Origin of the sequence: Croceibacterium salegens, assembly GCF_009827435.1 — a bacterium.
Taxonomy (GTDB): Bacteria; Pseudomonadota; Alphaproteobacteria; order Sphingomonadales; family Sphingomonadaceae; genus Croceibacterium_B; species Croceibacterium_B salegens.
In genome coordinates, this window is record NZ_WTYM01000058.1 from 178,276 (window position 1) to 200,224 (window position 21,949).

The window sequence follows — 21,949 nt, forward strand, 5'->3', positions numbered from 1 at the left end:
TCAGTCAAGGCATCACCCCGCCCTGCACTCAACTCCTTAACTGCAAGTGCATTCGCTCGGATCCGACCATCAGGATCCGCACCCAACTCGGTTGGTGTGCAAAGGGGCCAACACCTTGGTTTTAAGCAAAATTATCAAGAAGCAAACTCAGAAGAACAAGGGAACGTAGGTTTTGTGTGAGTCTTCCTGTGCACCATATGTTTTCTCAAGATACTAGAAGCAAAGAGATATGACCCTCGTAATCCCCTTTCTCTATTCCGTCCGCGCAAGGTCGCCGAGCTTGCCCCTCATCCACGTCAGCCCGGCGTCCTGCGAACGGGTGGCGTGATACTGGACCATTTCGCGCATCGGCATGATGGTGAAGGGCGGTTCGGCAATCGCGAGCGAGAGGCTCGGGGCCATCAGCCTGGCCAGGCGCTCGTGCATCAGTGCGATTCGGGCCGTTCCGTGCAGGAACTGCGGGACGAGGACGAAAGAGGGCGCGCGGATCTCGATCCGGCGAGTGAGGCCTTGATGATCGAGCGCGCCCTCAATGAAGGTGTCGCGCCCGTCGATGGTGACCGCGACGTGCGGGGCTTCGGCGAACTGGGCCGGCGACATGGGCGATGCGAGCAATGGGTTGTCCTTGCAGCCGACAACGACGTGGCGTTCTTCGAACAGCAGGTCGGCCGGGTGGACCGGATCAAGGAATTCCAGCGGCGTCAGGACGAGGTCGAATTCGCCCTTCGCCAACCGGTCAGGGGTGTCCTCGGTCGGCAGCGATATCTCGAAGCCGATCCCGGGAGCTTCGGTTTCGAGCAGTCGCATGAGCGGCACCAGCAGGACGGTGGTGATGTAGTCCGACGCGGCAATGCGGAAGCGGCGCTGCGATGTCGCAGGATCGAAGCCGGTCCCGGCCGAAATCAGGCTGCGGAGCGTCACGATAGCCTCGGACACCTTCGGGGCGAGGAGCATGGCGTTGGGCGTCGGTACCATCGTCCGGCCGGACTGGACGAGCAGGTCGTCCTGGAACGCCTCGCGCAATCGCTTGAGCGATGCGCTCATCGCCGATTGGGTGACGTGGAGCCGCTCCGCCGAGCGCGTAACGCTGCGTTCCTCGAGCAGGACGTTGAACGCGACGAGAAGGTTGAGATCGAAATTGTCGAGCCGCATCCATCGATTCCATTTGTGGGAAACGACCAATCCTAAAAATTGGACTGCTTCGCAAGTGCGTGGCACTTGTCCTTCAAAGACAGCGCAAGAGGTGGGAGATGATGGAGAGAACGCGCCTGCTGAGGACAGTGGCCGCATTGCTCGCGCTGGTCGCCCAGCCGGCGGTGGCGCAGGACGTGGCCGCGGCGCCGGTCGAACCGGCCAGCCTTTGGGTGACGCTCGGCACGCACGGCGGGCCAGTCCCCAACGCCAATCGTTCGGAGCCGGCCAACCTCCTGCTCGTCGGCAAGGAGGCGTATCTCGTCGATGCCGGTGACGGTGCGGCAAACCAGCTGGCCAAGGCCGGAGTTGCGCTGCCTCGGCTCAATGCCATTTTCATCAGCCACCTCCATCCCGATCACACCGGCGGCCTTGCTGGTGTGCTGAGCCTGCGTTTTCAGACCGAGACCCCGGGTGTCCTCACGGTTTATGGCCCGCCGGGAACGAAGGCTCTGGTCGACGGCATCGTCGCTTCGCTGGTTCCCGGGGGCGAGTCCGGCTACGGCGTGCCGGGCGAGCCGATCCACGATCCTCGCCCGGGCGTGCGCACGGTCGAATGGACCGGCGGCGAAACGGTGCAGGTCGGGTCGATGACCGTGCGCAACGCGGTCAACACCCACTACAGCTTCACGCCGGACAACCCGCAATACGGACGCTACGCCTCGCTTTCCTATCGTTTCGACCTGCCCGAGCGCTCGATCCTCTACACCGGCGATACCGGGCCGAGCCCTGAGGTGGACGCGCTCGGCAAGGGCGTCGACATTCTGGTGGCCGAGATGATCGACCTCGACGGCCTGCTCGGCGCGATGGGTCCGCAGCGCGGCGATGCGCCGGGAGGTCCGCCGCCGATCATCATCCAGCACTTGCGGGATCACCACATCACGCCGCGACAAGTCGGCGAGATGGCCAGCGCGATGGAGGCGGGTCAGGTCGTGGTGACGCACCTAGTCGTCGGCAATGCCGGCCTGGACGATTTGCGCCGCTACGTCGCGGAGATTCACCAGGTCTATGACGGACCGGTGACCATCGCCCGCGACCTCGACGGGTTCTGAGCTATGAAGGCATTGAACGTCCTCGTTATTGGCGGCGGCATCGGCGGGCTGACCGCCGCGATCGCGCTCGGCCGGGCCCGACATGCCGTGACCGTGATCGAGCGCGACCCGGAATGGACGGTCTACGGCGTCGGGATCATCCAGCAAGGCAACGTGCTGCGAGCCATGCAGCAGCTCGACATCCTCGACGCGTACCTCGATGCGGCGGTGGGCTTCGACGCGGTCGCTATCCATGCCCCCGACGGCACACAGGTCGCCCGGGTTCCCTCGAGGCCGCTGGTCGAGAATTGCCCGGCAAACGTCGGAATATCGCGGCCCGCGCTGCAAAAGGTCCTCGCCGACAAGGCGCGCGAAGCCGGGGCAGAGATCCGGCTCGGCGTAACGGCCGACGAACTCGCCAGCGATGCGACCGGTGTGAAGGTGCGCTTCTCCGACGGCCGCGAGCAGCGTTTCGACATCGCGATCGGCGCCGACGGGATCCATTCGCAGACACGGGGCATGCTGTTTCCCGATGCTCCGCAGCCCGAATTTACCGGGCAATCGGTGTGGCGCTACAACCTGCCGCGCCCGGCCGATCTCGACGCGCTGCACGTCTACAACGGGCCAATCGGAGCCGGTCTCGTGCCAATCAGCGATGCGCTGATGTACATGTACCTGACCACGCCTGAGCCGGGCAATCCGCGCTATCCGGCCGACGGTCTCGCCGCGACGATGCGCGGCAAGGTGCCCGCGCCGCTGGTGGACCTCGCTGCGCTGATTACCGACGATGCAGGGGTGGTTTACCGTCCGCTCGAAGCCGTGATGGTCGAGGGGCCGTGGCACAAGGGGGCCGTGGTCCTCCTCGGCGATGCGGTCCATGCGACCACCCCGCACCTCGGGCAGGGCGCGGGGATGGCGATCGAGGACAGCATCGTGCTGTCCGAGGAGCTGGCCCGGGCCGAGACCCCCGAAGAGGCCTTCACCGCGTACCAGAACAGGCGAATGAAGCGCTGCAAATACATCGTCGAACGTTCTCTCGCGATCTGTTTCGGCCAATTGGGCAAGGGTCCGCCCGTCGATAACGCTCAGGCGACCGCCGAGATGTCGCAAGTCGTCGCCCAACCAATCTGAGGAGCATGCATGAGCCGCGTCACTGACATTCGCTACGTCGGCTACGGAGTCGATGACTTCGAAACCGAGCGCGCGTTCTACACCGACGACTGGGGGCTGGTCGAAATCGCGGCGGCGGACGGCATGGCGTGGTTCAAGGCGCAGGGCGACGGCGAGCACCACGTCGTCCGGCTGCACCGCTCTGATGCCAACCATGTCGAGGTCATTGCCCTCGCCGCCGATACCCGCGGCGATGTCGATGCGCTCCACGCCAAGGTCAGCCAAGCAGGCTGCAAGGTGGTCCATCCGCCGCTAGACCTCGATGCGCCGGGCGGAGGTTATGGCTTTCGCTTCTTCTCTCCCGACGGGCTGCCGTTCGAGATTTCCTCCGACGTGGCACGCGGCGACAAGCGCGAGATCGGGCGATGGGATGGTCTTCCCGTGCGCATCAGCCACATCGTTCTGCATTCGCCCGACCACCACGCGGCGGTTGCATTCTTCACCGATGTGCTGGGCTTCAAGGTCTCCGACTGGCTCGGCGACTTCATGTGCTTCCTGCGCTGCAATTCTGCGCATCATCGGCTGGCGATCCTGCCCGGGCCGCCGTGCCTCAATCACGTAGCCTACGACATGGTCAGCGCCGACGGGATGCTTCGCGGCGTGTCGCAGCTCAAGCAGCACGGCATCGACATTCGCTGGGGTCCGGGCCGGCACACGGCGGGCGACAACACCTTCAGCTATTTCGTCACGCCCGGCGGCTTCGCGGTCGAGTACACCGCCGAACTCGAAGAGGTCGATTTCGAGACGCACGTCGCGCAGGTCCACGCACCCGGTCCGCGGATCATGGACCAATGGGGCATCGGCGTCGGCGGCCCGCAGACCATGCCGCACGCTACGCCCGACCCGCGCCTGTTCCAGCCGGCCGGAGTGTAAACGCGTGGCGCTGTTCGAATACTTCCCGAACTACATCTGGAACCTCTCGGTCGCCATGGCGCTCGAGAGCGGGGGGAAGATCGGCGAGATCGTGGACATGTGCGAGCCCATTCGCGAGGCGGCCGAACGCGGTGACGCGGGCGCGCCGGACTTCATGCGGCAATGGGTCAGAGTGGCCGACAACCTGCTCGAACTGGCAGCCGAAGACGAGGAACGCGGGCGCGGCTTTTCCGCCTCGGACAAGCTGGAGCGCGCCTCGCTCTACCTGCTCGTCGCCGAACGCATGCAGCAGCAGGGCTCTTCGGGTCGCGAAGAGACCTATGCCAAGGCGCTGGCATCCTTCGAACGCTCGACAAGGCTCGGATTACTGGGCCGCGAGCGGGTGGAGATTCCCCTCGAGAAGGGAACGATGCCGGCGCTGTTCACCCGCGGGATGGGCGAAGGTGCCCGTCCCGCGGTCGTCTATTGCAACGGCCTCGATAGCTGCAAGGAGCTGCTCTACTGGTCGCGCCTGCCCGAGGCGCTGGCGCGGCGCGGGATCTCCACCTTGTGCGTCGACCAGCCCGGCACGGGCGAGGCGATCCGGCTGCAGGGCCAGCCGGTCGATCCGCATTCGGAAAGCTGGGCCTCGAAAGCCGTCGACTGGCTCGAGGCGCAGCCCGAGGTGGATCCTGCGCGCATTGGCATGACCGGCATCTCGCTCGGCGGACACTTCGCCCCGCGCGCGGTCGCCTACGAGCCGCGCTTCGTTAGCGGCGCGGTCTGGGGCGCCAACCACAACTGGCGCGAAGTGCAGGACAAGCGCATCCGGCGCGAGGGTGAGAACCCCGTGCCTCACTACTGGGCGCACGTGTTCTGGACCTTCGGCGCCAGCGATATGGAGGACTTCCTCGCGAAGTCGCAGGACATGAACCTCAACGGCCACATGGACCGCATCCGCGTGCCCTTCCTCGTCACACACGGCGCGAGCGACCGCCAGATCAGCGTCGACTATGCCCACCAGGCCTACGAACAACTGGTCAATTCGCCGCGCCGCGAACTCAAGATCTTCACCACCCATGAAGGCGGGGTCGAGCACGTCGGGGCGGACAACATGTCCTATGGCCGCGACTACATCGCCGACTGGTTCGCCGATACGCTCGGAGGGCGCACGCAATGATGAAGCTGTGGTTCGCGCCGAACACTTGCGCCCGGGTGACCCTGACTGCGCTCGAGGAAATCGGCGAGCCCTACGACACCGCGCTCATCGCCTTCATGGCGGGCGAGCACCGCAAGCCCGAGTTCCTCGCGGTCAATCCCTCGGGCAAGGTCCCGGCGCTCGAAACGTCATACGGCACGCTGGTGCAGAACGGCGCGATCCTCGAATACCTTGCCGAGACCCATCCCGATGCGCGACTGCTGCCCGCGGCGGGCGACGCGTTCGAACGCGCCGCGATCCGCGCCGAACTCTACCGCTGTTCGGCCGACCTGCACCCGATCGTCACGCGCTTCGTAATCCCGCAGATGATGACGGCCAACGCCGACGGCGCTCCGCATATTCGCGAGCAGGCGAGGGCCATGATGGAGTTCCAGCTCGCCCCGGTGGCCGCGCGGCTGGCGGCGAGCGAGTGGTACTTCGGCACCGAGTGGTCGGTGCTCGACGCCTACATCGCATGGATCTGGTTCCGCCTGACCGGATCGGGCTTCGACGCCGACAGCTTCCCGTCGATCCGTGACCACTACGCACGCGCCATGGCCCGTCCCTCGGCGCAGGCGGCGCTGACGCGCGAGGCCGAAGCCGAAAAGGAACTCGACGCGCGCGGGCTGCTGTTCCGCCCGCCGTTCGCCAAGGGAGACAGGAAATGAGCGAGACACCGGTTCGCCGGATCGTCACCGGACATGACGAACAGGGGCGTGCAGTCTTCCTTGAGGATGGACCGCCGCCGCGAGTCGTCCGGGTCGGCGGGGAGATCGGCCCGCTGTTCCACGAGGTCTGGAACACGCGCGAGACGCCGGCAATCATCGACCGCGCCTCGGGCGAACCGGCGGAAGAGGGTATACAGCTTGCCCCGCCGAAGAACGGAACGCGCATCCGCGTGCTCGACATCCCGCCCGAGGACGAGCGGCTGGCGGCGCTGTCGGTCGAACAGGTGAAGTCGCATTTCGCCGAGGTCGGGGCGGGGAATGCATCCTCGCACAGCGACGACGGCTCCTCGCGCCACCACATGATGCACCGGACCGAGACGATCGACTACGGCATCGTGCTGGAAGGCGAAGTCACGCTGATCCTCGATATCGGCGAGACGGTCGTGAAGGCCGGGGACATCGTGATCCAGCGCGGCACCAACCACGGCTGGGCCAATCGCTCGGGCAGGAACTGCCGCATCGCCTTCATTCTGATCGACGGCGAGTTCACCGAGGGCCTCGACGCGTGAGGCTGGCGACGCTCGACGACGGAACGCCCGACGGCCGCCTGGTGGTCGTCTCGTCCGGGGGCGAGCGGTGTCTCTACGCCGGTCCGCGCTGGCCCGGCCTGCTCGCAGCGATCGAGGACTGGGCGGTAGCCGAGGCCGACTTGCGTAATATCGCCACCCGCCTGGAAAATGGCGAGGGCATCGCGCTCGACCCCGACCGGCTCTGCGCCCCGCTGCCGCGCACATGGCAGTGGCTCGACGGGTCGGCCTTCCTCACCCACGCCCGGCTTATGGAGGTCGCCTTTGCGACCGATCCGATCCCGCACGACCGGCCGTTGATGTACCAGGGGATGTCCGACCGCTTTCTCGGCCCGACCGAAGACGCGCGCTTTCCGGGCGCGGAACACGGCATCGATTTCGAGGGCGAATTCGCCGTCGTGGTGGACCACGTGCCGATGGGGACGACGGCGGATGAGGCGATGCGCCACATCAAGCTGGTCCTGCAAGTCAACGACTGGTCGCTGCGCGCCCATGCCGTCCCCGAGATGAAGACGGGTTTCGGCTTCATCCTCGCCAAGCCGGCCTGCTCGGTCGCGCCGTTCGCCGTCACGCCCGATGCCCTGGGCGAGGGCTGGCACGACGGGCGAGTATGTCTCGACCTGCAGATCGACTGGAATGGCCAGCGCTTCGGCTCCGCCAACGGGCGCGAGATGTCGGTCGGGTTCCACGACCTCGTCGCCCACGCCGCGCTGACCCGCGACCTCGCGGCAGGCACGATCGTCGGCTCGGGCACCGTCGCCAACGAAGGCTACGCCGAAGTCGGATCGAGCTGCATTTCGGAGCGCCGGGCGATCGAGATCATCGCCGGGGGCAAGCCCGATACGCCTTTCATGAGCCTTGGCGACCGGGTCCGGATGGAGGCGGTCGACGCCGCCGGGCACGCGCCGTTCGGGGCGATCGACCAGCGGGTGGTCGGCCCGGGCAACTAGGAACCATCGCCGGGCTGCTCCGCTGCAGGCAACCTCGGCCAAGGATGTCGCAGCGCGAAGGAGAGCATGATGAAGAGATGGACCCTTGCCGTCGCCTTGGTGGCCGGCCTCGGCGTTACGGCGGCGTCGAGCACGGCGCTTGCCCAGGAAAGCGCGAAGCCCGCTGAAAAACGTCCCTATTCGGTCGATACGACGACGATCGGCACGCTGCTCGACGATCCCGAGGCAGCCGCGATCCTCAAGCGCCTGATTCCGACGGTCTACGAGAACGACATGTTCCAGACGATGGGCCGCCCCAACACCCTGCGCACGGCGCAACAGTACGAAAGCGCTGTGCTGACCGACGAAAAAATGAAGGAAATCCAGGCCGAACTGGACAAGCTTCCGGCCAAGAAATAGCCGCCACGGGAGCGTCACCTCTGGTGCTCCAGCGGGATTCGACTGTCGTCCGAACGCGCGCCGGTGAATGGTTAATGCCTCACCGGATCGCATCTTGCGGAATTTTATGCTGCAGTGCACAAACGCGGCATGAAAGTCGCCGTCGTCGATGAAAGCGCTGCCCGTGCCTCGATCATCGTCGAGGGGCTGGCGGAGCTTGCCGGGTGCGAGCTTTTCGTCCTCACCGACCGCAGGGGCCTTCTCTCCGAAATCGAGAAGATCGCCCCCGATATCGTCCTGATCGACCTCGGCAACCCGTCGCGCGACGTCCTCGAGGAATACTTCGTCGTCAGCCGGGCGCTGGCCCGCCCGATCGCCATGTTCGTCGACGAGAGCGACGACGATGCGATCGCCGCCTCGATCGACGCCGGGGTCTCCGCCTACGTCGTCGACGGTCTCTCTGCCAACCGCATCCGGCCCCTGCTCGACCTTGCGGTGCGGCGCTTCAACGCCTTCGCCCGGCTCCAGACCGACCTTGCCGAGGCCAAGGGCAAGCTCGCCGAGCGCGACACGGTCGACCGGGCGAAGCGCATCCTGATGGACAGCAAGAAGGTGACCGAGCCCGAGGCCTATGGCGAGCTTCGCCGCAAGGCGATGTCGTCGAACAAGCGCATATTCGAAATAGCGGAAGCCGTTGTAACGGCACACGAACTCATGGGGGGAGCGGAATGAAGGGGCGGGCAACGTGAGCGAGCAACTGACGATCGGCTTCCTGCCGCTGGTCGATGCGTGCCTGCCCATCCTGGCGCACGAGCATGGCTTCGCGAAGGAGGAAGGACTGCACCTGACCTTCGTGCGCGACGTCAGCTGGGCGACGGTGCTCGACCGCTTGCTCTATGGGCACACCGACGCAGCGCACCTCGTCGCGCCGCTTGCAATCGCCACGACGCTGGGCAGGGGCCGCCCGGCCCAGCCGCTGTCCGCGCCTTTCGTCCTCGGGCTCAACGGCAATGCCGTGACGCTGTCGAGCGAGCTCGCGGCCAGGGTCGTCACTCCCGGCCTGTTCGGCGATCCCAGGGCGTGCGGCGAAGAGCTTCGGGTGGAAGCGGCTGCGGCGCTGGAGCGCGGCCGCAAGCTGCGCTTCGGCGTCGTGCACCGCTATTCGAGCCACAACTACAAGCTGCGCTACTGGCTGGCAGCGAGCGGAATCAGGCCCGACGAGGACGTCGAGATCGTCACCGTTGCGCCGCCGTTCGTCGCCGATGCGCTGGGGACGGGCGAGATCGACGGCGCCTGTGTCGGCGAGCCGTGGAACAGCGTCTGCGTGGAACGCGGCGTGGGTACGATCGTCCTCGCTACGGCGCAGATCTGGCGGCGCGGGGTGGAGAAGGTCCTGGCAATGCGCGAGCCGGTGCTCGAAGCCAAGCGGCCGCAGGTGGAAGCGCTGATCCGCGCCATGCGCAAGGCGGGCAGGCACTTCATCAATTCGCAAACCTGGGACGACAGCGCCGAAATCCTGGCGCGCCCGGAGTACCTCGGCGCCGATGCCGCGCTGATCTACCGGTCGATCGCCGACCGGCTGATCCTGACGCCCGGCGGCCGGCCGGTTCACTACCCCGACTTCATGTTCCAGCACAGCGAGGCGGCGAACTTCCCGTGGGTCAGCCAGGCGCAGTGGCTCTACTCGCAGATGGTCCGCTGGGACCACCTCGAATTCTCGTCCGAAGATGCCGAGACGGCCGCCCGCGTCTTCCGTCCTGACGTATACCGCAGTGCACTAAAAGGGACCGGCGATGCCTTGCCGGGGGCAAATTCCAAGGTCGAGGGCAGCCTCGACCAGCCGATGCAGGTGAGCACCCAGCAGGGCACCATCACCTTGTCTCCCAATGCTTTTTTCGACGGAAGCAGTTTCGATCCGGCGCGCATCGAGGACTATCTGGACGGCCTGCCATAGACAAAAATCTATGCTGCAATGCAAAAACCCCTTTACCGCGGCTGCCCGAATCAGTTATTTCCCTGCCTCGAACGGAGCGTCGCACCCGCTGATGGGTGATCACCCGGCCCTCCATTCTGTTTCAACATTGCGTGGCAACGTAGCCGCCCGATCTGACCCCCAAACGGGTCGAATCGAGGCGGTTTTTTGCGTTGTCCGCTCGAGACCGGAGTGACGAGCGATGACGGGATTTGGGGGATCGGCGGTTGGACGCAGGCAGGCCATCGCGGCGCTGGGGGCGGTCGCTTTCAGCCTGGCACTTGCCGGCTGCGGCAGCAGCAGCGACACCGGCACAAGCGGTGAAACCGTCGCCGCAGCGAACCTCGACGGGGCGATCGAAAAGCCCAATATCAAGCTCGGCTTCATCAAGCTCACCGACATGGCCCCGCTGGCCATCGCCAAGGAAAAGGGCTTCTTCGCCGAGGAAGGCCTCAACGTCGAACTCGAACCACAGGCCAACTGGAAGGTCCTGCTCGACGGGGTCATCGGCGGCCAGCTCGACGGCGCGCACATGCTCGCCGGGCAGCCGCTGGCGGCAACCATCGGCTACGGAACCAAGGCCGACCTCATCGCCCCGCTCAGCCTCGACCTCAACGGCAACGCGATCACGCTGTCCAACAAGGTCTGGGCGATGATCGAACCCGACCTGCCCAAGGAGGGGGGCAAGCCCGTCCACCCGATCTCCGCATCGCATCTCAAGCCGGTGGTCGCCAGCTACAAGCAGCAAGGCAAGCAGTTCAAGATGGGCATGGTCTTCCCGGTCAGCACCCACAACTACGAACTGCGCTACTGGCTCGCCGCGGGCGGACTGAACCCGGGCTTCTACACCAATGGCGACGTCGCCGGCACGGTGGCCGCCGACGTGCCGCTCTCGGTCACTCCGCCGCCGCAGATGCCGGCGACGCTCGAGGCCGGTACGATCGACGGCTACTGCGTCGGCGAGCCGTGGAATCAGGCTGCTGTTCACAAGAAGATCGGCGTCCCGGTCATCACCGACGACGAGATCTGGCACGACAACCCCGAGAAGGTTTTTGGCCTGCGCAAGGACTTCGCCGAAAAGTATCCGGCGACCACCGCGGCGATTCTGCGCGCGCTCATCAAGGCGCAGCAGTGGCTCGATGCCGACGGCGGCGCCAACCGGGCCGAGGCCGTCAAGATCCTCAGCCAGCCGAACTATGTCGGTGCCGACGCGGATGTGATCGCCGCGAGCATGACCGGCAAGTTCACCTTCGCGCCGGGCGACACACGCGACGCCAAGGGCTTCAACATCTTCTTCGACAAGTACGCCGGTTACCCGTTCTACTCCGACGCCGTCTGGTACCTCACCCAGATGCGCCGTTGGGGCCAGATCGCCGACGACAAGACCGACCAGTGGTATTTCGACACCGCCAAGGCCGTCTATCGCCCGGACCTCTACCTCGCCGCCGCCAAGAAGCTGGTCGCCGATGGCGCCATCCCCGCCGCTTCGGTGCCCGAGACCGACGGGTTCCGCGCCCCGCAGGGCGGCTTCATCGACGGTGTGACCTACGACGCCAAGGCGCCCAACGCTTACCTCGCCAAGTTCGCGATCGGCCTCAAGCAGGGCCAGCGCGTCACCGCCTCGGGCGTCAGCGGCAGCTGATGTCCGAGGGACTGGACAGGAGTTCTACCATGGCAACCGCCTTTGCAGATTTGCAGCCCGACGAGACCACGCCGCAGGTAACGGCAACGGTCCCAACCGGAGCTGCCCCGGTGCCCGAAACCGCGGCCACTCCGGCCAAGGGCAAAGCCAGTCCCGTAGCCGCAAGGATCGCCGGAATGGCCAAGGCCCTGGTCGCCCCGCTGATCGGGATCGCCGCCTTCCTGGCGCTCTGGGCCGTGTTGGCGCCGCAGGTCGATACCTCGCTCGGTGCCTTGCCGGGGCCGGTGGAAGTCGCCGAGCAGGGCAGTGCGCTTTACGACGAGTGGTCCGCCGCGAGGGAAGCCAAGGCGGAATTCTACGCCCAGCAGGATGCCAGCAACGCCGCGGCCATCGCCGCCGGAAATCCGGCCGGGGTGCGCGATTTCGAATATGCCGGGCCGCCGACATTCCTCGACCAGATCTTCACCTCGCTGAAGACGGTGGCGCTGGGCTTCGTGCTGGCGACGCTCGTGGCGGTGCCGATCGGCCTGGTCTGCGGCCTCTCGCCGCTGGTGAACGCCGCGATCAACCCGCTGGTGCAGATCATGAAGCCGGTCAGTCCGCTGGCCTGGCTGCCGATCGTGACGATGGTCATCTCGGCGATGATCACCAGCGCCGACCCGCTCCTGCCCAAGGCCTTCGTGATCTCGGCGCTGGTCGTCATGCTCTGTTCGCTCTGGCCGACGCTGATCAATACGGCGGTCGGCGCCAGCAGCATCGACAAGGACCTGCTCAACGTCGGCCGCGTGCTCCGGCTCGGCTGGTTCGCCAAGCTGACGCGGCTGATCCTGCCGTCTTCGCTGCCCTACATCTTCACCGGCATGCGCCTCTCGCTCGGCGTGGGTTGGATGGTGCTGATCGCAGCGGAAATGCTCGCCCAGAACCCCGGCCTCGGCAAGTTCGTGTGGGACGAGTTCCAGAACGGATCGAGCCAGTCGCTCGCCCGCATCATGTTCGCGGTGGTCGTCATCGGCTTCATCGGCTTCGCGCTCGACCGGCTGATGATGTTCCTCCAGGCGCTCGCCTCCAAGAACCACACGGTGTGACCATGGACCAGCCGATCCTCTCGCTGCGCGGCGTCGCCAAGTCCTACGGGGACACCAATGTCCTCGACGGCATCGATCTCGACGTGGCCGAAGGCGAATTCGTCGCCATCCTCGGCTTCTCGGGAGCGGGCAAGACCACGCTGATCAACGCCATCGCCGGGCTCGTCGCGCCCGACGCGGGCGAGATCCTGCTAAAGGGCAAGGCGGTCAGCGAGCCGGGCAAGGACCGGGGGCTGGTGTTTCAGTCCTACTCGCTGTTCCCCTGGCTCACCGTGCAGCAGAACATCGCGCTGGCGGTCGATGCGGTTCACAGGGATCGCAGCCGGGCCGAGCGCGCCGCGCTGGTGAAGCAGAAGGTCGAACTGGTCGGGCTCGGCCACGCTATGGAACGCAAGCCGGCGCAGCTCTCCGGCGGGATGCGCCAGCGCGTGGCGGTCGCACGGGCCCTCGCCATGGAGCCGGAAATCCTGCTCATGGACGAGCCGCTCTCGGCGCTCGACGCGCTGACCCGCGCCAAGCTGCAGGACGAGATCGAGCGCATCCGCAAGGAGGAAGGGCGGACCATCGTCCTCGTCACGAACGATGTCGATGAAGCGCTTCTTCTTGCCGATCGGGTCGCTGTTCTGACGCCGGCGCCCGCTGCAACGATAGGTCAGGTGTTCGACGTCGACGTCGCCCGGCCGCGCGACCGCGAAGCCGTCAACGACGACCTCCATTTCCAGGCGCTGCGCAAGCGCATCGTCTCCTATCTCGGCTCGCTCAACGCCGAGGCGGGAACGGTCGGCGAAAGTTCGGTCGACCTGCCCAACGTCACCCCGCTAGACCTTGCGCCGCCGCCCCAGGCCTACCGCGAGGCGGCACAAAGCGCGGTCACGGATCGCTATCTCGAGTTCTTCAAGCTCGACAAGGTCTACCCGACGCCGATTGGGCCGCTGAAGGTCGTCGAGGACTTCAACCTGCTGATGGACAGGGGTGAGTTCGTCTCGCTGATCGGCCACTCGGGTTGCGGCAAGTCGACCGTGCTGACCATGGCAGCCGGCCTCAACGAGATCAGCGGCGGGGGCATCGTGCTCGACAACCGCGAGATCGACATCGCCGGGCCGGACAAGGCGGTGGTCTTCCAGGCCCCGAGCCTGATGCCCTGGCTGACAGCGCGGCAGAACGTCGCGCTTGGCGTCGAGCGGGTCTATCCGCACGCCTCGAAGGCCGAGCGCCGCGACATCGTCGATTACTACCTCGACCGGGTCGGGCTGGGCGACGCGAAGGAGCGGATGGCGGCGGAAATGTCGAACGGCATGCGCCAGCGCGTCGGCATCGCCCGTGCCTTCGCCCTGTCGCCGCGGCTGCTGCTGCTCGACGAACCCTTCGGCATGCTCGACAGCCTGACCCGCTGGGACCTGCAGGACGTGCTGGTCGAGACCTGGAACCGCACCAAGGTCACCGCGATCATGGTCACCCACGACGTTGACGAAGCGATCCTGCTGGCTGACCGGGTCGTGATGATGACCAACGGGCCGAACGCCACGATCGGCAAGATTCTTAAGGTTGACCTGCCGCGTCCGCGCGACCGCAAGGCGTTGCTCGACCATCCGAAGTTCTACCAATACCGGCAGGAGGTCCTGCACTTCCTGGCGGAATACGATCACGGTCCGTCGGCTAAGGCCGCCTGACGCTCTGGGAGGGGCCGGGGCGGCAGAGGGGCCGTACCCGCGAAAACGACATCGCCGGATTATCCGGTTCCAACGGCGGGCAATGGCGCTCGCTTCTTGCCGAGGAGGCCCAGGAGGGTCTCCCGAACAGGGATCTGCGCCAATGAAAATCGCCTTCAGCCTGCTTGCCGCCACAGCGACCGTCGCCTTCGCCACCCCGGCTTTTGCCAAGGACGGGGACCCGGTCGAGATCGCCGACGACGTCACCCTCGACCTGACGCTCGATGCGCGCCTGCGCTACGAAACGGTCGATCAGGCGAGCGCCGTCAACGATGCCGAGGCGCTGACCCTGCGCCTACGTTTCGGCGGATCGATCAAGGTCTCGAACTTCTCGGTCCTCGCCGAAGCGGAAACCACTCGCGCCTTCCAGTCGGACTACAACGACACCCTGCCGTTCAATGGACTGGAGCCGTTCCCGATCGTCGCCGACCCGGAGAGTTTCGAGCTCAACCGCGCGCAAGTCTCGTGGATGAAGGACGGCACCGGCGTCACGATCGGCCGCCAGCGCATCATCCTCGACAATGCCCGTTTCGTCGGCAACGTCGGCTGGCGGCAGAACGAGCAGACCTTCGACGCCGTGCGCGGGCAGGCGAAGATCGGGCCGGTCACGCTCGATGCGACCTATTCGGATTCGCAGCGCACGATTTTCGGCGCCGATAGCCCGAACGAGCATTTCGACGGCGACATCGTGCTGCTCAACGCCGGGGCCAAGGTCGACATCCTCGACATCAAGGCCTTCGCTTACCTGATCGACTACGACACCCGGCTCGCCTTCTCGAGCCAGACTTACGGCGTGCTCGCCAAGGCGGCGATCCCGATAGGCAGCTTCAAGCTCAACGCTACGGCGAGCTATGCCAGCCAGTCGGACTATGGCGCCAACCCGGTCAGCTACACGACCGACTATTTCAACGCCGAGCTCGGCGGTACGCTGGCCGGCATCACGCTCGGCGCGGGCTACGAGGAGCTTGGCAGCGATGGCGTCGCCTCGTTCCAGACCCCGCTCGCCACGCTCCATGCCTTCAACGGCTGGGCCGACCTGTTCCTGACCACCCCCGCCGCGGGCCTGCGCGACTACTACGCCAAGGCGGGCACGGCGGTGAAGGTGAAAGGCCTGACCGTCTTCAATGCGGCGGTGGTCTACCATCAGTTCGACAGCGCCTTTGGCGGTCTCGACTACGGCAGCGAGTGGGACGCCTCGTTCGGCTTCAAGGTCGGTCCGGTCGCCCTGCTGGCGAAGTACGCGGACTTCAACTCCAGCGGGTTCGCATCCGACACGCAAAAATTCTGGCTCCAAGCCGAATACAGCTTCTGAGAAAGGGGAATCATCATGGCATATCTTGCGCCTAGCGAATTTGTTTCGAAGCTCGTCGATGCGGGCGAATCCAAGATCTTCATGTCGACCAAGGACACGCTGATCCGCGCGTACATGGCCGGCGCGACACTGGCCCTGGCGGCGGCCTTTGCCGTCACGATCAACGTCCAGACCGGCCAGCCGCTGGCCGGCGCGGTGCTGTTCCCAGTCGGTTTCTGCCTGCTCTACCTGCTGGGGTACGACCTGCTTACCGGCGTCTTCGTGCTGTGCCCGCTGGCGGTGTGGGACAAACGTCCCGGCTGCACCTGGGGCGGGGTCCTGCGCAACTGGGGGCTGGTGTTCGTCGGCAACTTCGCCGGGGCGCTGACCACGGCGGTGATGATGGCGATCTACTTCACCTATGGTTTCCAGACCGAACCGAGCGAAGTCGGCGCCAAGCTGGCCGGTATCGGCGTCGCCCGTACGCTCGGTTACGAGCAGTACGGCTGGGCCGGCTGGATGACGATCTTCGTGCGCGGCATGCTGTGCAACTGGATGGTTTCGACCGGTGTCGTGGGCGCGCAGGTCTCGACCAGCGTCTCGGGCAAGGTCCTCGCCATGTGGATGCCGATCATGCTGTTCTTCTACATGGTCTTCGAGCACTCGATCGTGAACATGTTCCTGTTCCCGACGGCGCTGATGATGGGCGGCGGCTTCACCATCGGCGACTACTTCTGGTGGAACGAAATCCCGACCGTTCTCGGCAACCTGGTCGGCGGCGTCACCTTCACCGGGCTGATGCTCTATTCGACGCACTACAAGACCTCGAAGAGCCGCAAGCCGGCGGCCCTCAAGGTCACGGCCTGAACGAGGCAGGAGGAAGGGCGGCCGGCGATGAACCGGCCGCCCGCCACCCGGCATCATGGCGGCACTGCCAACACCTTCGGCGAGAAGTGCATCCGGGGGGACGAGCACCCTCCGGATCACGCTCGACCAGTACTCCACCGCCGGGACCAAGGCGGAGAACCAGGACTTTCACGGCGCGCTCGAGCCCGAGGGCGCGCTGCTTGCCACCAAGGGCATCGCCGTTGCGCTGGCCGACGGGATCAGCACCAGCAAGCTCGGCGCGGCCGCGGCGGAAACCGCGGTGAAGACCTTCCTCACGGACTACTTCTGCACCTCCGAAGGCTGGTCGGTACAGACCTCGGCCGAGCGAGTGATCGCGGCGACCAACAGCTGGATGTACGCGCAAAACCGCGGGACCTTCGGCGGCCCGCCGCAGGAGAGCGAGCGCGAGCGGGGGTTGGTCTGCACACTGTCCGCGCTCGTCCTCAAATCGCGCACCGCGCATGTCTTCCACGTCGGCGATGCGCGCGTCGCGCTCGTCCGGCTGGGTCGGCTCGAGCCGCTCACCGAGGCGCACCGCGTCGATCTGGGAGGCGGCGACAGCTATCTCGGCCGCGCGCTCGGCGTGAACCGCAACGTCGAGATCGACTACCGCTCGGTCCGCCTCGAACCCGGCGACACATTCGTCCTGACCACCGACGGGGTACACGAATACCTGCCGGATGCCGCCCTGCTGCGCCTGCTCGGCGACGGGGCCGAGGCGATCGCCCGCGCGGCCCTCGACGCGGGGAACGGCGACAACCTCACGGTGCAGGTCGTCACCGTCGAGGACTTGCCCGCCGGAGAGATCGGCGATCTTCTCGGGGCCGACGCCGCGCTGCCGCCCGCACCGCAACTGCGGCCGGGCGACAGCTTCGCCGGGTACGAGGTATTGCGCGAACTCCACGCTGGAAGCCGCAGCCACGTCTATCTCGTGCGTGACGAAGCGGATGGCCGCAAAGTCGCGCTCAAGGTGCCCTCGACCGAGCATGGCCAGCAGGCCGCCCGGCTGCAGGAACTGCTCCTCGAAGAATGGGTCATGCGCCGGCTCGATCACCCGTCGCTGCTTTCCGCGCCGCCGCAACGCCGCGCACGCAGCCACGCTTTCGGCGTCGCGGACTACATCGTCGGGCAGAGCCTGCGCCAGTGGATGCTCGATCGCGGGCCGGCTGATCTCGAACCCGCGCGCGCCATCGTCCGCCAGGTCGCGGCGGGGCTGCAGGCGATGCACCGGCGCGAGATGGTCCACCGCGACCTGAGGCCGCACAACATCATGATCGACCCCAACGGCGTGGTGCGGATCATCGATTTCGGATCGGTCCAGGTCGCCGGGCTCGACGAACTGGCCCCGGGCCTCGCCGGCGAGGCGGCCTTTGCCGGGACCATGCAATACAGCGCGCCGGAAGTGTACCTGGGCGAGCCCGCGACCCGGCAGAGCGACTTCTATTCGCTCGGAGTCATCGCCTACCAGCTGCTGACCGGCGACCTGCCCTACGGTCCGCGCGTGGCCAATGCGACGACGCCGCAGGCCCAGCGCAAGCTGCGCTACGTCCCCGCCACGGAACGCAATCCGGAAGTGCCGGACTGGGTGGACGCGGCGCTGGCCAAGGCCGTCGCCGTCGATCCCCGCAAGCGCTACGAGGAACTGAGCGAGTTCGTCTACGACATCGCCAATCCCAACAAGTCGCTCGCCAACCCGGAGCCGCGGCCGCTGCTGCAGCGCGATCCGCTGCGCCTGTGGCAGGCGATTGCAGCCCTGCTCGCCATCGCCCTGATCGTTTCCCTGCTCACCCGATGAAAGGACCGCCCGCCATGATGACCAAACAGGATGTAACCACGATGATCCGCGCGGCGAAGCGCGAGAGCGGCAAGACCTGGGCCGAGATTTCCGCGGCGACGGGATTGAGCGAGGTGTTCGTGACCTCCGCCTGTCTCGGCATGAACAGCCTCCTGCCCGATGCGGCGGCCAAGGTGGTCGAGTTCCTCGGCCTGCCCGCCGAGGCGGCCACGGTCCTTGCCGAGTTTCCGACCAAGCAGTTCGACAAGACCGTCCCGACCGACCCCTGCATTTACCGTTGGTACGAGATCACCGGCGTCTTCGGCGAGGCGTTCAAGGAGCTGGTGCAGGAGAAGTTCGGCGACGGCATCATGAGCGCGATCGATTTCGACATGGAAATCGAACGGGTTGCGCACGAGAAGGGAGACCGGGTGCAGGTCGTGATGAGGGGCAAGTTCCTGCCCTACAAGAGCTGGTAGGATCGCAAGGGGCGGCAAGTGTTGCTGCAGTGCAAAAAAGGCTTGCCGCCAAGTAGTCGAATCGGTTAAAAACCGACCCACAGGAAGTGCGCCCGTCCATCGGCGGACGATCAGGCCCTTCCGCTCAAACCAGTTACAGAACGTGGCAACGACGCCGCCAGTCCAACCGGACCTGGCGGTTTTTTTTGCGTGCGTTCGCGACAAGGGACTTGAACGATGAACGCCCAGACCAGGATCGATCCGCCAAAACGCGAAAGGCTCGTGGTGATCGGCAACGGCATGGCCGGCTGCCGTGCGGTGGAGGAAGTGCTCGAGCGCGATCCCGGCCGCTTCGATATCGTGATCTTCGGCGCCGAACCGCGGGTCAACTACAACAGGATCATGCTCTCCCCGGTGCTAGCCGGCGAAAAGACGTTCGACGAGATCGTCATCAACACCGCCGAATGGTACGCCGAAAACGGCATCGAGCTCGTCAGCGGCGATCCGGTCGAACACATCGACCGCGAGACAATGTCGGTAATCAGCCGCTCGGGCCGGGTCGAACCCTACGACCGGCTGCTGATAGCGACCGGTTCCGATCCGTTCATCATTCCCATTCCCGGCAACGACTTTCCGGGCGTCGTTACCTTTCGCGATCTCGACGATGTCGACCGGATGCTCGCCGCCGCGGAACTCGGCGGCGATGCTGTGGTGATCGGCGGTGGCCTGCTGGGGCTGGAGGCGGCGCATGGCCTCTCCCTGCGAGGAATGAAGGTCACCGTCGTTCATCTCATGCCGACCTTGATGGAGCGGCAGCTCGACGAGGCCGCCGGCTACCTGCTGCGGCAGGAACTGGAGAGCCGCGGGCAGACCATCCTGACCAGCGCTAACACCCGGGTGATCCACGGGATCGAGGGCCGCGTCGCCGGGATCGAGCTCGAGGACGGGACGCGGGTCAAGGCCGACATCGTGGTCATGGCGGCAGGCATCAAGCCCTCGATCACGCTGGCCAAGGCCGCGGGGCTCGAATGCGAGCGCGGCATCATGGTGGACGACCACATGGTCACCTCCGACCCCGCCATCCTTGCGGTCGGCGAATGCGTCCAGCACCGCGGCCTGTGCTACGGCCTCGTCGCCCCGCTGTGGGAGATGTGCCGGGCACTGGCCGATTATTTGACCGACGCGCCCACCGGCTACCTCGGCTCGGTCACATCGACCAAGCTCAAGGTGAGCGGCATCGACCTGTTTTCGGCCGGCGACTTCTCCGGCGGCGCGGACTGCGAGGACATCGTAATGCGCGACGCCGCGCGCGGGGTCTACAAGCGCGTGGTCGTGAAGGGCGACAAGGTCGTCGGCGCGGTGCTCTACGGCGATACCGCGGACGGCAACTGGTATTTCGACCTCCTCAAGAAGGAGGAGGACATTTCCGACATTCGCGAGGCGCTGATCTTCGGACAGGCCTTCGCCGCCGGGGGCGCGCTCGCGGACCCTAATGCCGCCGTTGCCGCTCTTTCGGACGACGCAGAAATCTGCGGCTGCAACGGCGTTTCCAAGGGCAAGGTCGTCCAGTGCATCGTTGGCGGGGCGCACAGCCTCGATGCGGTGCGCTCGCAGTGCAAGGCCTCGGGCAGCTGCGGCAGCTGCACCAACCTGGTCGAGAGCTTGCTGGCGATCACGCTCGGCGGCGAGGTGCAGACCGGGCCGAAGACGATGTGCAAGTGCACGAGCTTCACGCATGACGACGTCCGCCGCAACATCGTGGAGAAGCAACTCAAGCTGATCCCCGAGGTGATGCAGGAACTGCACTGGACCACCCCGGACGGCTGCTCCTCGTGCCGCCCGGCGCTCAACTACTACCTGCTGTGCGCCTGGCCCGGCGAATACCAGGACGACGAGAAGAGCCGCTTTGTCAACGAGCGGCTCCACGCCAACATCCAGAAGGACGGCACCTATTCGGTCGTGCCGCGCTTCTTCGGAGGGATCACCAATCCCACCGAACTGCGCGCGATCGCCGACGTGGTCGAGAAGTACGATGCGCCGATGGTCAAGGTGACCGGCGGCCAGCGGCTCGACATCTTCGGCATCAGGAAGGAGGACCTGCCCGCCGTCTGGGCCGACCTCAACGCGGCCGGCCTCGTCTCGGGCCATGCCTACGGCAAGGCGCTGCGCACGGTGAAGACCTGCGTGGGCAGCGAATGGTGCCGCTTCGGCACTCAGGATTCGACCGGCCTGGGAGTCAAGCTCGAGCACCTGACCTGGGGCAGCTACATGCCGCACAAGTTCAAGATGGCGGTCAGCGGCTGCCCGCGCAATTGCGCCGAGGCTACGATCAAGGACTTCGGCGTGATCTGCGTCGACAGCGGTTACGAACTGCACGTCGGCGGCAACGGCGGCATCCACCTGCGCGGCACCGACCTGCTGTGCAAGGTCGAGACCGAGGAGGAGGCGATGGAGACCTGCATCGCTTTCATCCAGCTCTACCGCGAAACCGGCCACTATCTCGAACGCACCGCCCCCTGGCTCGAACGCAAGGGGCTCGACTGGATCAAGGCACAGCTGTTCGACGATCCCGGTTCGATCCCCGAACTCGCCGCCCGGTTCCGGCTGTCGCAGAAGTTCTGGCAGGTCGATCCCTGGGCGCGCCGCGCCGGGGGCGCCCACCGCAACCTGCACAGCCACCTCGCCGAAATCCGCCCGCTTGCCATGGAGAATGCATGATGTCCGAAGCCTATGGCGCCTGGCTCGACATCGGTCCTACCACGCAGATCGAACCCGGGTCGGCGCGGACGCTGCCGGTCGCCGGCGGTGACGAGATCGCGGTGTTCCACACGATGCGAGGCGAATTCTACGCGCTGGTCAACAAGTGCCCGCACAAGCAGGGTCCGCTCAGCCAGGGCATCGTTCACGGCGACAGCGTGTCCTGCCCGCTGCACAACTGGCGCATCTCGCTCAAGACCGGCGAGGCGCTGGGCGACGACAAGGGCTGTACCCCGACCATCCCGCTCAAGGTCGACAGCGGGAGGCTGTTCCTGCTGCGCGAGGCGGTCGTCCCGGGACGAGCCCCGGGAAAAGCACTGCCCCTCACGTCGGCACTGGCAGCGTGAG

At 66.0% G+C, this 21,949-nt stretch carries 20 protein-coding genes; 19 read left to right on the top strand and 1 reads right to left on the bottom strand.

The window, feature by feature from the left end; genetic code table 11:
* Positions 1-252: 252 nt before the first annotated feature.
* Positions 253-1,152, bottom strand: a complete 900-nt coding sequence (locus tag GRI89_RS15700) for a LysR family transcriptional regulator (protein ID WP_159797618.1) — start codon at positions 1,150-1,152, stop codon at positions 253-255.
* A gap of 101 nt (positions 1,153-1,253) precedes the next feature.
* On the opposite strand from GRI89_RS15700, the gene GRI89_RS15705 reads away from it, so the two are divergent.
* From GRI89_RS15705 to nirD, 19 genes are all read left to right on the top strand, one after another.
* A complete protein-coding gene (locus GRI89_RS15705; protein ID WP_159797620.1) occupies positions 1,254-2,243 on the top strand; it encodes an MBL fold metallo-hydrolase in 990 nt (329 codons plus the stop codon).
* 3 nt (positions 2,244-2,246) lie between these two features.
* On the top strand, positions 2,247-3,353 hold the full coding sequence (locus GRI89_RS15710) for an FAD-dependent oxidoreductase (RefSeq protein WP_159797622.1): 1,107 nt from the start codon (positions 2,247-2,249) through the stop codon (positions 3,351-3,353).
* A 9-nt stretch (positions 3,354-3,362) separates the two neighbouring features.
* Complete coding sequence (locus tag GRI89_RS15715; RefSeq protein ID WP_159797624.1) at positions 3,363-4,265, top strand: VOC family protein; 903 nt, start codon at positions 3,363-3,365, stop codon at positions 4,263-4,265.
* A gap of 4 nt (positions 4,266-4,269) precedes the next feature.
* A complete protein-coding gene (locus tag GRI89_RS15720; protein WP_328598306.1) occupies positions 4,270-5,424 on the top strand; it encodes an alpha/beta hydrolase family protein in 1,155 nt (384 codons plus the stop codon).
* Positions 5,421-6,110 carry a glutathione S-transferase family protein gene (locus tag GRI89_RS15725; protein WP_159797626.1) on the top strand — a complete coding sequence of 230 codons (690 nt, stop codon included), beginning with the start codon at positions 5,421-5,423 and terminating at the stop codon, positions 6,108-6,110. Before GRI89_RS15720 ends, GRI89_RS15725 begins: the two co-directional genes overlap by 4 nt.
* Positions 6,107-6,679: a cupin domain-containing protein gene (locus GRI89_RS15730; RefSeq protein ID WP_159797628.1), complete on the top strand. Its 573-nt coding sequence runs from the start codon at positions 6,107-6,109 to the stop codon at positions 6,677-6,679. The genes GRI89_RS15725 and GRI89_RS15730 overlap by 4 nt, the downstream gene beginning before the upstream one ends.
* Positions 6,676-7,647 carry a fumarylacetoacetate hydrolase family protein gene (locus tag GRI89_RS15735; protein ID WP_328598307.1) on the top strand — a complete coding sequence of 324 codons (972 nt, stop codon included), beginning with the start codon at positions 6,676-6,678 and terminating at the stop codon, positions 7,645-7,647. Before GRI89_RS15730 ends, GRI89_RS15735 begins: the two co-directional genes overlap by 4 nt.
* Before the next feature lie 69 nt (positions 7,648-7,716).
* Positions 7,717-8,046 carry a hypothetical protein gene (locus tag GRI89_RS15740; RefSeq protein ID WP_159797630.1) on the top strand — a complete coding sequence of 110 codons (330 nt, stop codon included), beginning with the start codon at positions 7,717-7,719 and terminating at the stop codon, positions 8,044-8,046.
* 129 nt (positions 8,047-8,175) lie between these two features.
* Positions 8,176-8,757, top strand: coding sequence for an ANTAR domain-containing response regulator (locus GRI89_RS15745; RefSeq protein WP_159797632.1), 582 nt, complete (start codon positions 8,176-8,178; stop codon positions 8,755-8,757).
* Between the two features lie 13 nt (positions 8,758-8,770).
* Positions 8,771-9,979 (top strand): ABC transporter substrate-binding protein, encoded by a 1,209-nt coding sequence (locus tag GRI89_RS15750; RefSeq protein WP_328598308.1) that lies wholly within the window; start codon positions 8,771-8,773, stop codon positions 9,977-9,979.
* Positions 9,980-10,199: 220 nt separating this feature from the next.
* Positions 10,200-11,639, top strand: a complete 1,440-nt coding sequence (locus GRI89_RS15755; RefSeq protein WP_159797634.1) for a CmpA/NrtA family ABC transporter substrate-binding protein — start codon at positions 10,200-10,202, stop codon at positions 11,637-11,639.
* Positions 11,640-11,668: 29 nt separating this feature from the next.
* Positions 11,669-12,724 (top strand): ABC transporter permease, encoded by a 1,056-nt coding sequence (locus tag GRI89_RS15760; protein ID WP_159797636.1) that lies wholly within the window; start codon positions 11,669-11,671, stop codon positions 12,722-12,724.
* Positions 12,725-12,726: 2 nt separating this feature from the next.
* On the top strand, positions 12,727-14,394 hold the full coding sequence (locus GRI89_RS15765; RefSeq protein ID WP_159797638.1) for an ABC transporter ATP-binding protein: 1,668 nt from the start codon (positions 12,727-12,729) through the stop codon (positions 14,392-14,394).
* Between the two features lie 142 nt (positions 14,395-14,536).
* Positions 14,537-15,745 carry an alginate export family protein gene (locus tag GRI89_RS15770; protein WP_159797640.1) on the top strand — a complete coding sequence of 403 codons (1,209 nt, stop codon included), beginning with the start codon at positions 14,537-14,539 and terminating at the stop codon, positions 15,743-15,745.
* Between the two features lie 15 nt (positions 15,746-15,760).
* Positions 15,761-16,591 carry a formate/nitrite transporter family protein gene (locus tag GRI89_RS15775; protein ID WP_159797642.1) on the top strand — a complete coding sequence of 277 codons (831 nt, stop codon included), beginning with the start codon at positions 15,761-15,763 and terminating at the stop codon, positions 16,589-16,591.
* A gap of 55 nt (positions 16,592-16,646) precedes the next feature.
* Positions 16,647-18,407 carry a bifunctional protein-serine/threonine kinase/phosphatase gene (locus GRI89_RS15780; protein ID WP_159797644.1) on the top strand — a complete coding sequence of 587 codons (1,761 nt, stop codon included), beginning with the start codon at positions 16,647-16,649 and terminating at the stop codon, positions 18,405-18,407.
* A 14-nt stretch (positions 18,408-18,421) separates the two neighbouring features.
* Positions 18,422-18,865: a cyanase gene (cynS, locus tag GRI89_RS15785; protein ID WP_201290953.1), complete on the top strand. Its 444-nt coding sequence runs from the start codon at positions 18,422-18,424 to the stop codon at positions 18,863-18,865.
* Positions 18,866-19,081: 216 nt separating this feature from the next.
* A complete protein-coding gene (gene nirB, locus GRI89_RS15790; RefSeq protein WP_159797646.1) occupies positions 19,082-21,562 on the top strand; it encodes a nitrite reductase large subunit NirB in 2,481 nt (826 codons plus the stop codon).
* Complete coding sequence (gene nirD, locus GRI89_RS15795) at positions 21,562-21,948, top strand: nitrite reductase small subunit NirD (protein WP_159797648.1); 387 nt, start codon at positions 21,562-21,564, stop codon at positions 21,946-21,948. Before nirB ends, nirD begins: the two co-directional genes overlap by 1 nt.
* The last annotated feature ends 1 nt before the right edge of the window (position 21,949 follow it).